This window comes from Streptomyces sp. SID14515 (assembly GCF_010548505.1).
Lineage (GTDB): Bacteria > Actinomycetota > Actinomycetes > Streptomycetales > Streptomycetaceae > Streptomyces > Streptomyces caviscabies.
In genome coordinates this window covers 136,703-150,817 of sequence record NZ_JAAGMH010000016.1, presented here as the reverse complement: position 1 = coordinate 150,817, position 14,115 = coordinate 136,703, and the positions used below count along the sequence as shown (strand labels likewise).

Below are 14,115 nucleotides of genomic sequence, written 5' to 3'. Positions count from 1 at the left end.
GCGACTCTCTTGCACCAGGAGGAGAGAGGGCCCGCGCGCCGGAGCGCGAGCCCCGCAGGGACCTTGGTCCCGCAGCCGGCTGGGACCAAGGTCCCACGCCCCGTACGCCCGCCTGCGGACATGAGAAAGGGCCCCCGCTCCCCAGGTGGGGAACGAGGGCCCAGAGGCCGTCAGGCGGCCGTGCGCGGCTCGGTGGGGGTCACTCCTCGGCGGCGGTCCACGCGTCGCCCACCTTGCGCATCACGCGCGCCAGCACCGCTGGGCCGCCCTCCGCCTGCCGGTAGGCCACCGACCGCATCAGCTCCCGGAACTCCTCGGCCGTGATCTCCAGCGCCAGCGTGCGCGTGTGGTCGTCCGGCAGTGCCTCGGGGGCCTCCTCGGGCGTCTCCGGGACGGAGGGCACGCCCCACTCTCCGCCCGCGTTGTGGTTGAGCGTGGTGGCCACGTTCAGCGCCGCGTCCTGGTCGGCGTACCGGATGAGGACCCGCTCCCCGCGCTCGTTGGTGCGGGTCACGTCGAACGCCTGCTCATCGTCCACGGGCAGGGGCTGAACCCCGTACATCGGAATCATGCTGTCCCCTTCGGAGGGGGCCCCGCCCCTCGGTGAGGAGCGGGGCCCGGTCGGTACGTCCTACGCCTTGCCCTCGGCGGCCTGGATGATCTTTTCCAGAATCCCGATCATCTCCTTGGCGTCCGACTGGATGCGCTCCTTGCCCTCCGCGTTGGCTGCCTGGATCGCGTCCATGGGCAGCTTCTCAAACGCCCGGAGAGCCGTCTCCACCACCGTCGCCGCCTTCACCGCGACGGGCGTCTTCTTGTCCTTCGCCGTCTTCGCGGCCTGGTCGGCGGACTCCTTGGCCGACCGGGTACCCGCCGTGATCGCCTTCGCGGCGCGGTCGTCGCGCTTCTTCTCAGCGATCGACCGGGAGGCGATGCCGAAGTGCCGGAAGACGGCATCCGACACCTTCTCGTCCTTCTTCACCTTGACCGGATTGGCGGCCTTCAGGAACAGTGCCGCCTCCTCCGGGGAGTGGTCCAGCGCGCGGATGTAGTCCACCCGCACCTGCGACATCTGCGCCCGCACACTGCCTTGGATCAGGGTGCGCCGCTTCTTCTCGTCCTCGGGCAGGTCCGACGTGACGGCGATTTCTGCCTTCACGTTCAGGTCGTTCGACCAGTCGCGCCACGCCTGAGACTTCCCGTCGATGTCGGGAAGGCCGTCCTTGTTGCGGAAGCGGCGGCGGGCGTGCAGCTGCACGTTCGCGGCCTCGTTCGCGGCCTCCGCCGCCGACCCGATCGCGTCCCGGATCGCCGCGACCTTGGCAGCGCCCTCCTCGGCCAGCTCCTCGGCACCGGGCACGGCGTGATAGTCGGTGGTCTCCAGAACCCCGAGGGCCTTGGACGCTGCCGCCGCCGCCTTCGCCGCCGCCTTGTCCGCCTCCTTGACCGCTTCGGCAATCGCGTCCTGAGCCTCCCGGAGGCGCAGCCGGTTGGCAGTGCGCTTGCCGTTGGGCAGCTCCAGGAGCAGCGCCTCAACGCGCTTGCCGTCCTCCTCGGCGTTGGCCGGGTCGTACGTCGCGTCGTCTTCCATCCGGTCCAGGATCGCGCTCACCTCGGTCAGCGCGTCGGGCTTGTCGGCCGGGGTCTCCTCGGCCGTCTCGCCGTCCTTGGCCGCCACCGTCTCCTCCGCCGCCGTCTCCTCCGCCGAGGTCTCCTCGGCCGGGGCCTGGTCCTTGGTCCATGTCGTCTGCCGGACCAGCTTCGCGCAGTTCGCGCAGACGGTGGTTTCGGGGGTGTGCTCGAAGTTCTGCGCCTCGGCTTCCTGCCCCTTGCAGATGGTCTTGCCGTCCTTCAGCGGGTGCGGCACCTTGCCCTTGCCGACCGTGGCGAGCGTGCCACCGAGCTTGAGCACATCACCGACAGTTACGGTCCCGACCATGTGGAACACCATCTCTTCTCTTGCTTCCGCCGCCCGGCTTGTCCGGTTGGCGCGGTCCAGACAGTACATGCGCGCGGCCCGCCACGCAAAGCACCGTGGGACGTCCAACGATGCCGTACGCGATGGCTTGCGCGCAGGGAAACGAAAAAATGCCCCCGGAGCGCTGGCAGCCTGGCCAGCGCCCACGGGGGCGGGTGTCTCTTACGCGGACAGGGCGTTTCGGATGGACGTCACGCCGTCCTTGTAGCCGGGCACGGCGGCCTTCACGCGGGCGTGCGCAGCCTGCGCGGCCTCGCTCTGGAGGAAGGCGGGCAGCGGGTTGTACGCGGCCACGTCCTGGCCGCCCAGGGCGGTGACGGTGTCCTCGAATTCCTCGCGGGTCACTCCGCCGAGTCGCTTGATGATGGCCTCACGCATTGCGTGGTCCTCCCTTGATCAGTACGTCAACCTGCCTGTGCAGGGCATGGATTGTGCTGTCGTTCAGCAGCACGTCCCCGGCCATGTTCGGGCCGAGCCGTTCCGATGCGTGGCCGCCGCCGACGACGCCGGGCCGGTCCACGTACCAGAGTTGGAAGCCAGCGGCCGAGAGCCGGCTGGCCTCGTTCGCGAAGCGCACGTCCGGCACGACCACGGGCCGGAGGTCGTCCGCGACCACCCGCCGGGCGGCGCGCCGACGCATCAGCGCCTCCACCCAGTAGTCAGCGCCAAACGCCTTACGCACGCCCTCCGTTCCGAGCCGCTGAAGGAACCGCCGGGCCTCGGGATGCTGGTCCTTGACCGCCTCCCAGCCCAGCAGCTCGACCGCGTCGGCCAGGTACAGCGGCGAGAATCCCCCCGCGCCGTCCTCGGCCCCGATCACGGGGTTGATGTCTAGTGCCATGTCCTTCAGCGGGTCGGCAAGTGCCATGCGCTGAAACCCGTGTTCCTCCACCAGGCGGGCCGCGACGGTGTCCTTCCCGCTGCGGGCCCGCCCGATAATGCCGATGCCCTGCACCATCACTCTCCTGTCCTCGCGTCTCGTGCGAGGGGTTGAGTGGGGGCAGGGGTACAGCCTCACCCGCGCCGGGCGAGGTCCTTACGGGACAGCTCGGCCGTAACCTCTTCGGGGCCCGGGTCGCCCAGGCCCTCGGGCATCTGGTGCGGGCAGGCGCAGCAGTCGCGCGCCGCCGCCATGACGTCCATGTCCGACGTCTCGTTCAGCGTCACGCGCTTGGCCGCGTCGGCACCGCAGAGCAGCGCCACCAGGCCGACGACGACGCCCGCCACTCCCTCGACGTCCAGGCCCGCCAGCGCGGGCACGACGCCCGCCAGGGCGGACACGAGGGCCACCACGGCGGCGCGTGCGCGTACCGGGTTGGCCGCTATGAGTTCCTTGATCTGGTCCACTATTCCCCGCCTGTTGCTCGTGCCACCTCGGCGGCGATGGACGCAATGCCCATGAGGACCGCCGCCGGGATGCTGTACTTCCACCGCTCGATAGCCCGTATCCGCGCCTCATGGTCGGCAATGGCCGTCTTGTCGGCGTCCAGGTGCTGCGCCATCGTGCGCACCTCGCCGCGCATGTCGCGCAGCTCGTCGTAAATCTCGCGTGCCGTGATCTGCACGCCGAGCGGTTCGCGCTCGCTCATGTCGTCTAGTAGCCGCCCTTGTTGAATGCGATGGCCTCGAACGACCCGTAGCGGTCGTTGGCGTAGCGGACTCCGGCGACGAGGTTCGAGACCGGGTCGTACGGGTCGTTCGCCAGGTGCGCGAGCCGGTACGCCTGGAACGTCGAGTCGATCGTCTGGATAAGGCCCTTGCTCGGGGTGCCCTTGGCCGCGTTGCTGTCGGTCAGGTTGATGGCACGGGGGTTGCCCCCGCTCTCGGTCATGACCCGGGCCCGGATCGCCGCAGCGCTCGGCACCTGGTCGCCGTTCTTCCGCAGCTCCTCGCGGGCGGCCTCGATCCACCCGTCAAGGTCGTTGCCGAACTTCGGGGGTTCCACGACCGCAGTCGCAGACCCGCCGCTACGCGGGCCGGGGGCGGAAAGGATCGGCATCGGGTCGACGTCCGTTCCGTAGGCCGGGCCGGTCCGCAGCTCGAAGTGAAGGTGCGGGCCGGTCGAGTTGCCCGTCGAGCCCACAGCGCCGATCACCTGCCCGTGGGCGACGGCCGCGCCCGCCTGGACCTGGACGGCCGACAGGTGCGCGTACTGCGTGAACCGGCCCTCGGCGTGCTTGAGCACGATCTCGTTGCCGTACGCGCCACCCGGACCCGCCTTGACGACGACCCCGGCCGCGACCGACCGCACGGGCGTACCGGAGGCGGCCCGGAAGTCGGCTCCCGTGTGCTTGCCGCTCGACCACAGCGCGCCGGAAGCGCCGTACGGGGTCGAAAGCGGGCCGTTCACCGGGGCGTTGGGCAGGACTCCCCGCCCGGGGACCACGGCGGCCGGCTCGGGGACCGGGGCCTTGGCCTTCCCGCAGGAACACCTTTCCGCGGTGGTCGAACTCGGGTTTCCCAGCAGGCGGTTGAGGGACTTGCGGCCGGGGATTCCGTCGGCGTCCTTGCCCGTGAAGCCCAGCGAGCGCTGGAAGTCGGCGTAGTTCAGCCGGTCGACCTCGTGCCAGCGCGGGCCCGGACCCTGCCGGTAGTGCTTGCCGAACCCCCGCTTCACCAGGGCCCGGCCCAGCACGGTGATGTGGTCGCCCTTCGCACCGGGGCCGTACGTCTTGCCGTTGATGGTCACCAGGTAGCCAGCGCCGTACGGCTTGTCGGCAGGCTTGTGCACCGGGGGCTTCGGCTTGCCGGTCGGCTTGCCCTTGCCGGGGTCCGGCTTGCTCGGCTCCTTGGTGGGCGGCTTGCTCGGCTCCTTCGTCGGCGGCTTCGGGGGCTTCGTGGGCTCCTTGGTCGGCGGCTTCGGGGGCTTCGTGGGCTCCTTGGTCGGCGGCTTCGTGGGCTGCTTGGTGGGCGGCTTCGTCGGCTCCTTCGTCGGGGGCTTCGTCGGCTCCTTCTTCGCCGGAACGATGATCTCCTGACCCTCGTTCACCCGGTCCGGGTTCTTGATCGACGGGTTCAGCGCCAGCAGGCCCGCGACGGTCGTCCCGAACAGGGCCGCGATGACTCCGAGGGTCTGGCCGGACTTGATGCGGTACCGGTTGCCGGACGGGGGCTTGGAGTTGCCGCCGCCGCTGCCGGTCCCGGCCGAGCCGTAGGCGGGCCGGACGTAGCCGTGAATCCGGGGATTGGACCGCTGGACCCACTTCTCATAGACGCCGTCGCCGTTGTAGTACGCGCCGTTCAGCGACCCGCCGCCCGTGTTGCCGCCGATGACCTTCACGCGGCCCGACTCGACCTCGGTCACCATGTCCACATGGGTGCCGCCGCCAGCGCCGTACATGACCATGTCGCCCTTACGGGGCGTGGTGTAGAACCGCGACCGGGACTTGGCCCACGACGTCGCCGCCGAACAGCCCGCCGACCACGGGAAGTCGGTGTTCGGCCGCCCGCCAGCGTGCTTGTGCACGACCGACTGGAACGACTGGCACCAGGGGTACCCGTAGCCGTCGTGCGGATAGCCGGGGATCTTCCCGAACTCCTTGTTGAACTTCGTCAGGTTGTTCCCGGTCTCCCGGTAACCAAGGTGCTTGCGCGCCTCGCGGATCGCCGCGTCAGCGGTGTACGCCATCTCTGGCCCTTTCTTGCTCATGCGAAAGCCCCGCCCGGAGATTCCGAGCGGGGCTCTGTGGGACGGCCAACGCTGCTTAGAGCTTGAAGACCGTCCCGACCTTGCCGAGTGCGTCGGCGGTCGCTGCGTCGACCACGGAGACGGCAGGCTGATACATCGTCCCGAACGCGCCGACGCCCGCCTTGTTCGCCGCCAGCACCTCGAAGGACGTCGACCCGTCGCCGGTCTCCCAGCTCCAGACCCCCGGCCACGCCCAGAGGAAGCGCCACGTCGCGAAGCGGCGGTTGCCCACCTGCGCCATGTCGGAGGCGTACGCCCGCAGCAGCGGACCCCGGGCCCCCTTGGCGGACTCCGGCGTCACGTGGACCTCGTTGCGCGTCGACCCGTTGTCGGCAACGCTGACCCGCACGTCGATCACGACGACGGGGTTGTTCACGCCGGACATGTCTACGGCGTACTGCGGTTCCAGGTCCTTGTTGGGCAAGGTGAACATGCCCTGCATCGGGTAGAGCTTCCCGTACGGGAAGCGCTCGACGTCGCCGCCGTTGCGCCGTACCCGCTCCAGCGTCCCGAGCCGCCGCCGGATATCGTTCAACTCGCCTGCCAGCGAGGGGCGTCCCAGCATCAGGACACCCGCACGGTGTTGACGGCCTGGCCCAGCGCCTCGGCGTCCGTCTCCGTGATCGCCTGAATCACCGGGTCGAACACCTTGTCACCGAACTGCGCATCAATCGTGTTCTTCGCCTTCAGCGTGAAGTACGTGGCCCCGGTCCCGGCCTGCCAGCCGACGCGGCCCGGCCATCGCCAGACCCAACGGGCCCTGGTGTGGCCCTTCTTGACCGATGCGGTCAGCGCGGCGGGAGCCGAGCCGGCCTCGGGTACCGGCCGGATCGTGACGGTGCCGGTAGACGTCATGACCACCGGGGCATCAATCACCACGATCGGGTTGTTGATCCCGACCAAGGAGACGTGGAGTAGATCCTCCTCCGTCTTGAACAGGACCGCCGAGCCGTTCGCCTGGCTCCGGGAGACGGCCAGGCACCGATCGGCCCGGCCGCCGTTCTTCGGGTTGCGCTCCAGGGCCGACAGGCGGCGCTTCATGGCCGCCAGCTCGGCCGCCAGCGATGCGTTGTAGAGCGATGTGGCCATGCGTCAGTCCTCCTAGACCAGGTCGGCCGGGACAAGGGTCAGCGTGGTTTCCTCGCCGCCGCCGTCAACCTTCGTGTCGATCTCCGCAATCAGGTATGCGCCCTTCTCGCCCCGGATCTCACCACCCTGGTTTCCGGGCCACCACGGCGTGCCGACGCGGAGCCCGATCACCTGCCCCGGCTGAACGTTGTCCGGCCCGGGGAAGGCGTCCGGCCGCAGTCGCACCGAGGGGATCACCACCTGCTTGGACCCCTCGCGCAACATGCGCTCCACGTAGCCCTTCAGCGTGGCCACCTCGGTCACGTCGACATGCGACTCCACCGTTTCCAGGCGCGGAGTACGGGAGGTGAGCGGCTGTTCCGCCTCGGCGTCGGCGCGGTGCGCGATCAGGGTGTTCAGACCCTCCCCCGCCCCGGTCGCACGGGCCTGCGTCACGAGGTTCGTACCGTCGCCCCGGACCTCGGTCACCTCGCAGTTGGAACCGTGCTCCAGCTCAAGGCCGGTCACCTCACCGGATGTCGGGTACATCAGCCGGAAGTGGTTCACCAGCCGGTCCCCGTTCCAGTAGTGGTCGATCCGGAAGTTGAACCCGTGCTGTACCGCCGCCAGCTGCTCGACGGCCTCCCCCACGGCCTTGTACTCGTACCAGGGATAGTTGCGGGTCCGGGCGATGCCGGTAGGCGGCATGACGCCCTTGCCGGGCATCGGCTTGACGGCCTTGCCGTCCGGGTCCTGCTCCTGCTCGCCCTGCCAGTCGAAGACCAGTGCATCGGGGCCCGACCCGCGCTCGACCTTGTCCGTACCGCCCGTGTCGTACGAGCGGTCGGCCTGCGTCCGCAGCAGGTCGTACACGATGTCGGCCTGGTCCCATCCGACGTACGCCGCGCCCTCGCGGGTCCACGACTGCGGATTCCAGCGCCCCGACCGGTCGTTGATGAGCCTGCGCCGGTAGTAGGACCACAGGCCCTCGCAGTTGAGGACCATCTCTTCGCGCTCCAGGTCCACGGACCACGTGAGCAGCGGGCCGCCGAAGACGATCCGTTGCCCGCGCTGGATGTAGATCAACAGGCGCCACGGGGATATGACCGACCAGTCGTGCCCCCGCAGCGGATCGTCCGCCAGGGGAACGGTCACGGTGGCCTTGCCGGGAGCGTTCAGTACGCGGGAGAAATCCAGTGAGGAGGCGGGCAGTTCACCCCAGAGAACTCCGGTCTTGAACTCCACGAACAGAACGCGATACATCCATCTCCACTACTTGATAAGGGGTGTGACGACGGCCCAGGCCCGTGAGTCGGTGGCGTTCGCATAGACGGCCTTGCCGGTCCTCGGACGGGCAGACACCCAGAAGTCCTTGCCGACGCCTGCGGCCAGGGCCTCGACGTAATTGCCCTGCCAGCCCCAGAAGCCGCCCGAGCCGGCCGACACGGTCTCGGTGTAAGTCAGCGTCCCGACCTCGGCGTTGGTGTTTCCGCTGCCCCGCAGCGACCACGACATCATGTGAGCCTCGCCCGGCGAGGTCTTGCCGTCGCCCCGGATCGAGCACGAGAGCTGAACGACCCGGGGGTAATCCGCCTTCGGGATGGTCACCTTGACGATGCCGAAGCCCTTGGCGTTGTTGCCGCCCGCGAACCCGACGGTTCCCGAGCCGCGCGCCTCGTAGAGCTGCGTCCCGCGCTCCACCGGCCGCGTCTTCCCGGCCCCGCCCGACACCGCGTAGTGCAGGGTGTCGTCCCCAACGTCGTAGATCAGGGAGCCGTTTCGGATGGTGGGCTTGGCCTTCGCGACATCGGCCACGGTGCGGCCCTGCGCCGTACGGAGCGTCGACACGTGCGCCGTATCGTTCTGCGACCCGTACGAGAACCGGAGATCCTTGATCGACGTGTCATCGAGCACCTGACCGCCCTTGACCGTCACCGAGGCCAGAACCAACGAGTTCTGCGGCACCAGCGAATCAGCGGGCACCGCGCCGCCGTTGGGACCGGCAACGAGGGTGAAGCCCCACCCTGCCGAGAAGTCGTCCAGGCTGTACGGCTCGAACTGGTCCGACGCCGCGTAGCCGATTGCATCGTCGCCGTCGCGCTCCTCGACCTTCAGCACCACGTAATACGTGCGCTGCTCGCCCACGCTGGGGACCGGGACATCGAATTCGACCGCGTCGTCCAGGCTCACGAACGCGCCGTCACGCGAGCTGACCGCCTCGCCGGTACCGGTGTTGAACCCCACCCACGCGTCACTGACCCCTGCGACGCGGACCCGCGCGGTCTGTGCATTCACGCGCGAGACCTTGAAGCCGTCACCGACCACCCCGAACACGGGGGGCCGCATCCTCGACAGGACGCGCCGAAGATCGAGAGCGTCATACTCCCCCTGATGCACAAACATTGCAGGTCGCAGCGTTGCCAAGAATCCCATTCCTTACAGCCATGCGGAGCGCCAACGCGCCTCCGCGAACATGCCTTCGTAACCTTGCTTCGCCTCCAGCTCCGCGGAGTTGGGGCCCGGCGCGAACGAGAACCACTCGGAGTCCGGCGTCACGGAGCCGAAGACGTTGGCCCCGTTGTGCAGCACCTCGCGACGCCGCGTGTCGACCTCCAGCACCTCCCCGGCGGGCAAGCGGAGGTCGAACGCGAGCCGCTGCCCCGTGGTCTTGTTCTCGATCGCCGGAGACAGGAGAGGACCGATCAGCTTGAAGCGCGGCCACGTCTCGGTGTTGCCCCGGTTCGTCAGGTAGGTGCGCGAGGCGTACACCTGCGCCCCGTCCCTCCGCAGACGGAGGGGGAACCGCATCGGGAACAGCCGGGTACCGACGCGCGGCTTGGGGGGCTCGACCCGGGCCACCTCTTCCCGGTTCGCGTACAGCCGGGGGTCCGTCGCGGCCATCTCAACCACGACTTTCGCCGCCCCGGCCACGTGCATCTGATCAATCTTGATGTCCCGTTTCCGGACCCGGCAGTTGAGCACCCCGTCCGAGCCGGCCACCCCGGGGAACGCGAAGCGGAAAGGCCGCTCCACCCCGCCCGGAACGAACGCGGCGAGCACGTCGGAGAGGTTCCGGTCAGGGTCAAGGACCGTCATTTCCAGGGTGATCGTGCGGTCTCCGAGGTAGTCGAACCCGGGCACCAGGCCGTCACGCTGCAACAGCTCCTTGTCCGACGAGCGGACCTCGGGGGCGTCGAGCAGTCCCGAAACCTCCTCCAGGACGACCGGCGAGGGACCGCCGAGCAGGACGCCCCCGAACTCCGCCGTCCAGCTCTGCGCCACGTACGGCTGATTGGCCGTCTCGTCGCCCCGCACCGGGGCGACCGGGAGAGGCGGCGGGGGCGGTGGCTCGACGGTCACCGCCGTGTCCCTGCCCAGGTAGACGCTCGCCCCGGCCCCGTACCGGATGCGAACCCGTACGTCATAGGTGCCGGGGCCGGGCACGGCGAATGTGTGCTCCATGGCGGGCATGTCGACCGTGAGCGACTGAAGCTCGCCGCCTGACCAACTGGTCTGTGTCGACGGCTTGATGTAAACGAGGTGCGCCAGAGCGGGGGTGTCCCGCTCCGGCGGGCCCCACGACACCCGCACCGCGTTGGTAGTCGCTACCTGCTCCGCGAACACCCACGACACGTAGATGTCAGCGCCCACTAGTCCTCATTTCCCAGGCGATTGCCTTACCGATCTCGTAGGGGTTCGCATCCGTCCGGGCGTTGACGGTGATGGTCGCGCCCGCGCGCCTGCCGACCGCGCCGTCAGCGGCACGGTTCGCCGCCCGCTCGAAGTTGCCCAGGTCGCCCACCGACGCCCCGCCGCGCGAACCGGCGTCGAACGCCGCCGCCATGGACGAGAACGCACCCCCGACCGCACCACCGAGGGACGAGGGGGCCGCGTAGCCCATCGGGGCCGCCGCAGGTGCCCCCAGCACCGTTGACCGGCCAACGGAGGCCAGGGCGGGCGCGAAGGGGTCAGGAAGCCACGAGGCCCCGTCGTCGGGCACGAAGGAGGCCCGGAACCAGTTCGCCGGGTTCAACTTGTCCTTGATGCTCGACGCCACCGAGCTGGCCTTAGACCAGAGAGCGCCGGTCATGGACGAAATGCCTCGGATCATGCCCGAGATCACGTCGCGGCCCTTGCCGTACAGCAGCGAGCCCATGTTGCCGAGCGCACCCGTGATGCGCCCGGGGATGCCCCGGACGACCGCGATCAGGGCGACGGTGGTGGTGCGCGTGGCGCTGACGGCGGAGTTCCACCAGCCACGGAACAGCCCGCCGAGTCGGCCGAACCACCCGAGGATGCCCCGGATTCCGGCGACCGCTCCGGAGATCAGGCCCCGGATGGCGGCCCAGGTCGACGCGGTGACGGCGCGGCAGGCGGCGAACCCGGCGCGCATGAGCGCCTTGGCCGCGTTCGTCCCGGCGGTGATCACGGCGCGGATGCCGCGCCAGACGCCGGAGATCAGCGCCCGTATCGCGTTCCAGGCTGCGGACGTGGCCGACTTGATGGCCGTCCAGGCTGCGAGGATCACGACGCGGTAGGCGGTGAAGTACAGAACCGCCCCGGCCTTGATCAGCCCCCAAACGGCCTTGATCTTGGCCCAGATCCAGTCCCAGACTGCGGCGGTCGCGGACTTGATCCGGTCCCAGTTGGCGACGACCGCGACGACCAGGCCGACGATGGCCGCGATCACCCAGGCCACCGGGCCCATCGCGATGATCCACTGTGCGGCCATGGTCGCCGCCCAGATGACGGCGCGGGCCGCCATCATGACGAACTGCGCGACCGCGACGGCCGCCGTGCGGACCATGGAAGCGGCGAACGACGCGGCTCCGGCGACGGCCTGGCCGACCCACACCGCCGCGATGCGGGCACCCGCGACGGTGGCGCGGGTCGCCATCAGGGCGAAGGAGGCGGCGGAGCGCGCCGCAGAGGCCACCCACGCCGCCGACGTACGGGCCCCGCTCGCGACTGCGGACGTGGCCGTGCGCGTGAACGAGGTGACCGCCGAAGCCGTCGCCGTCGCCGTGCGGGCCGCGAACCCACCCGCCGCCGCCGTGCCCTGACGCAGGGACAGCGCCATCAGGCCGAGCCGGGTCGGGAGCAGGGCCAGGCCCCGCGCGAACGCGACCGGAGCCTTACCGACCGCCACTAGCACCCGACCGGCACCGGCGACGGACCGGCCGAAGCCGGTCACCAGGCGGGCCGTTCCGGTCACCGCCTTGGCGACGCCGAACACCACCATGGGGACCATGAGGAGCGCGAGGACCGATTGCCGGACCCCGTTCGGCAGTGCGCCGAACCCACGGGCCAGAGCTGTCAGACCGTCAAGAGTGTTCTTGGTGGCGTCTCGTAGCCCGCCGTCCCACATCTGGAGGGCCAGTTCCTCCACTGCGGATTTGAAGTTGAGCAACCGCCCCTTGGCCGACTCCTCGTACGCCTTGGCCATGCTGCGGGCCGCGCCCTCGGAGTTCTTCATCTCCGCGTTCAGCCGGTTCAGCTTCTTGCGGGAGTCGTCGCCCATGAGGGCGAGGAAGGCCGGGCCGGCTCGCTGCCCGAACGCCGTCATGACGTCCGTGGTCGACACGCCCGCCTTGGCGAACGCGTTCACCGAGGCCGTAAGGCCAATGAACTTGCCGTCCTGGTCGCGGAGTTCAATGCCGTACTTCTTGGCGATCTTCGTCGCCTTGCCTGACGTGTCGTTAAGACGCGTCAGCATCCCGCGCATCGAGGTGCCCGCCATATCGGCTTGAAGCCCGTTGTCGCCCAGGACGGCCATGGAGGCCGCCGCCTCTTCCAGCGACATCCCGAACGACTTGGCGACCGGGCCGACGTACTTGAACGCCTGGCCCAACATCTCGATGTCCGTGTTGCCGCTCATCGCGGCCTTGGCCATCACGTCGACCGCACGGCCCGCCTGGTTAACGCCCAAGCCCATGCCGGACATCACGTTCGTGACGACGTCCGACGTCCGCGCCAGGTCCATGTTGGCCGCCGACGCCAGGTCGAGCATGAACGGCGTGACCGCCACAATCTCGTTGGTCTTCATCCCGGCCATGGCCAGGAAGCCCATGCCGTCCGCAGCCTCCGACGCGCTGAACTTCGTGGTCGCGCCGAGCTGCCGGGCCGTCTTCTCCAGAAGGGCAATTTCCCGCTTCGGAGCGCCCGTTACGCCCTTCAACTTGGCCATGGACGTGTCGAAGTCCATGCCCGTCTTGATGACGCCCGCGCCCAGCGCGGCGACACCGAGCGCCAGGGGCTTGACGGCGGATGCGGCGGCCCCGGCCGGAGCCGACCAGCGTTGGAAGCCCTGTCCGGCCTGCTGGATCTGGCGTCCCGTGTTCTGGACGCGCGTGCCGAGCGCCTGAACTGCCAGGCCCGCCCCCGCCACACCCCGACTGACGCCGGAAAGGCCCTGCGTCACACCCCGGTTGAGCGAACGACCGGCGGTGACCCCGGCCCGGCTCGCCATGGTGGTGATCTGACCGAAAAGCCGATCACCTCGCGCGACGAGGTCGATAAAGGCCGTGCCGACCTTCATGGCTCCGGCCACTACTGCACTTCCCTACGTAATGCGGGGACGTGGCCGCTCGGCACCCATCTTGGAAGCGAGCGACAACAGCCCCTTGGACTTCTTCTGTTCGCGCTCGACACCGGGCCGGTAGAACGGCTCCGGGAGCGGAACGGGGTTCTCCTTCGCGCCGTGCGCGGTGAGGAGGCCACCCAGGAGGTAGTTGGTGACCCGCAGGTTTTCGATGACGCCCGCAGAGAGCTGCGCCTCAAGGGACGACCAGATGACCTCTTCCGGGGTCAGTCCGGCCCGTGCGGTGACGGAGTCCTCCGGCAGGCGCTCAGCGAGCGCGCCGAACCTCCCCCACGTCAGAGACGCCGACCCGACGTCGCGGACGTCCAGGCCGTACACGCGCTGAAAGTCGGCGTCGAGATCGTCCCCGTGGGCGTCGATCAGCCCTGCGAGCCCTCGGATTCCCCCAGGGTGACGCCCTGCTCCTCGGCGTACGCCTCGACCACCAGGGCGAGGTCGGCCGAGCGGTTGCCGCCCTTGGTGAACTGCTCGTACTGCTCACCGAGCAGCGCGCGCCCCATGCCGGGAACGTCGTTGACCGAGGCTGCCTCGTGCGCCGAGTCCGGCCAGAACTGCGGGCCGGGAATGCTGTACGCCTCGCCGTCCACGCCCTCGAAGGGGATGGTTGCGGTGCCGCGCTCCTCGGCGGACTGCCGCAGCGTGGCCAGGCGAAGAACCTTCTTGTTCGGCTTGCTCAACTCGTCATCTCTCTTGCTGCGTACCGGAATGACTCAGGGGCCGCCCCTCGTGGGACGACCCCTGAAGATCAGTTGTCTTGGCTCCGTTGGACGCCCAACGGAG

Annotated in this window: 15 protein-coding genes; all 15 read right to left on the bottom strand. The window is 69.4% G+C overall.

The genetic code is table 11. The features are described 5' to 3' along the window. Positions 1 to 199: 199 nt before the first annotated feature. Positions 200 to 571: a hypothetical protein gene (locus G3I54_RS02825; RefSeq protein WP_164610712.1), complete on the bottom strand. Its 372-nt coding sequence runs from the start codon at positions 569 to 571 to the stop codon at positions 200 to 202. Between the two features lie 60 nt (positions 572 to 631). Then, positions 632 to 1,939: a hypothetical protein gene (locus G3I54_RS02820; protein WP_164610711.1), complete on the bottom strand. Its 1,308-nt coding sequence runs from the start codon at positions 1,937 to 1,939 to the stop codon at positions 632 to 634. 201 nt (positions 1,940 to 2,140) lie between these two features. Then, positions 2,141 to 2,356 carry a hypothetical protein gene (locus G3I54_RS02815; protein ID WP_070202600.1) on the bottom strand — a complete coding sequence of 72 codons (216 nt, stop codon included), beginning with the start codon at positions 2,354 to 2,356 and terminating at the stop codon, positions 2,141 to 2,143. Beyond that, complete coding sequence (locus G3I54_RS02810; protein ID WP_164610709.1) at positions 2,349 to 2,936, bottom strand: hypothetical protein; 588 nt, start codon at positions 2,934 to 2,936, stop codon at positions 2,349 to 2,351. Before G3I54_RS02810 ends, G3I54_RS02815 begins: the two co-directional genes overlap by 8 nt. 56 nt (positions 2,937 to 2,992) lie before the next feature. Beyond that, complete coding sequence (locus tag G3I54_RS02805) at positions 2,993 to 3,325, bottom strand: hypothetical protein (protein WP_164610708.1); 333 nt, start codon at positions 3,323 to 3,325, stop codon at positions 2,993 to 2,995. Next, positions 3,325 to 3,567, bottom strand: coding sequence for a hypothetical protein (locus G3I54_RS02800; protein ID WP_164610706.1), 243 nt, complete (start codon positions 3,565 to 3,567; stop codon positions 3,325 to 3,327). The genes G3I54_RS02805 and G3I54_RS02800 overlap by 1 nt, the downstream gene beginning before the upstream one ends. A gap of 5 nt (positions 3,568 to 3,572) precedes the next feature. Further along, the gene (locus G3I54_RS02795; protein ID WP_164610703.1) at positions 3,573 to 5,606 is read right to left on the bottom strand and encodes a peptidoglycan DD-metalloendopeptidase family protein; all 2,034 of its coding nucleotides are present in this window, start codon (positions 5,604 to 5,606) and stop codon (positions 3,573 to 3,575) included. 76 nt (positions 5,607 to 5,682) lie between these two features. After that, entirely contained in the window at positions 5,683 to 6,231 is a 549-nt protein-coding gene (locus tag G3I54_RS02790) for a hypothetical protein (RefSeq protein ID WP_164610701.1), read from the bottom strand. Continuing rightward, a complete protein-coding gene (locus G3I54_RS02785; RefSeq protein ID WP_164610699.1) occupies positions 6,231 to 6,755 on the bottom strand; it encodes a hypothetical protein in 525 nt (174 codons plus the stop codon). The genes G3I54_RS02790 and G3I54_RS02785 overlap by 1 nt, the downstream gene beginning before the upstream one ends. A 12-nt stretch (positions 6,756 to 6,767) precedes the next feature. Next, positions 6,768 to 7,997, bottom strand: coding sequence for a hypothetical protein (locus G3I54_RS02780; protein WP_164610697.1), 1,230 nt, complete (start codon positions 7,995 to 7,997; stop codon positions 6,768 to 6,770). A 9-nt stretch (positions 7,998 to 8,006) separates the two neighbouring features. Continuing rightward, positions 8,007 to 9,068, bottom strand: a complete 1,062-nt coding sequence (locus G3I54_RS02775) for a hypothetical protein (RefSeq protein ID WP_164610695.1) — start codon at positions 9,066 to 9,068, stop codon at positions 8,007 to 8,009. Positions 9,069 to 9,170: 102 nt separating this feature from the next. Beyond that, on the bottom strand, positions 9,171 to 10,385 hold the full coding sequence (locus tag G3I54_RS40105) for a phage tail domain-containing protein (protein WP_164610692.1): 1,215 nt from the start codon (positions 10,383 to 10,385) through the stop codon (positions 9,171 to 9,173). Beyond that, positions 10,375 to 13,284 carry a phage tail tape measure protein gene (locus tag G3I54_RS02765; protein WP_164610690.1) on the bottom strand — a complete coding sequence of 970 codons (2,910 nt, stop codon included), beginning with the start codon at positions 13,282 to 13,284 and terminating at the stop codon, positions 10,375 to 10,377. The genes G3I54_RS40105 and G3I54_RS02765 overlap by 11 nt, the downstream gene beginning before the upstream one ends. A 12-nt stretch (positions 13,285 to 13,296) precedes the next feature. Next, on the bottom strand, positions 13,297 to 13,653 hold the full coding sequence (locus tag G3I54_RS02760; RefSeq protein WP_164610688.1) for a hypothetical protein: 357 nt from the start codon (positions 13,651 to 13,653) through the stop codon (positions 13,297 to 13,299). Positions 13,654 to 13,694: 41 nt separating this feature from the next. After that, positions 13,695 to 14,012, bottom strand: a complete 318-nt coding sequence (locus G3I54_RS02755; RefSeq protein WP_164610686.1) for a hypothetical protein — start codon at positions 14,010 to 14,012, stop codon at positions 13,695 to 13,697. Positions 14,013 to 14,115: the final 103 nt, after the last annotated feature.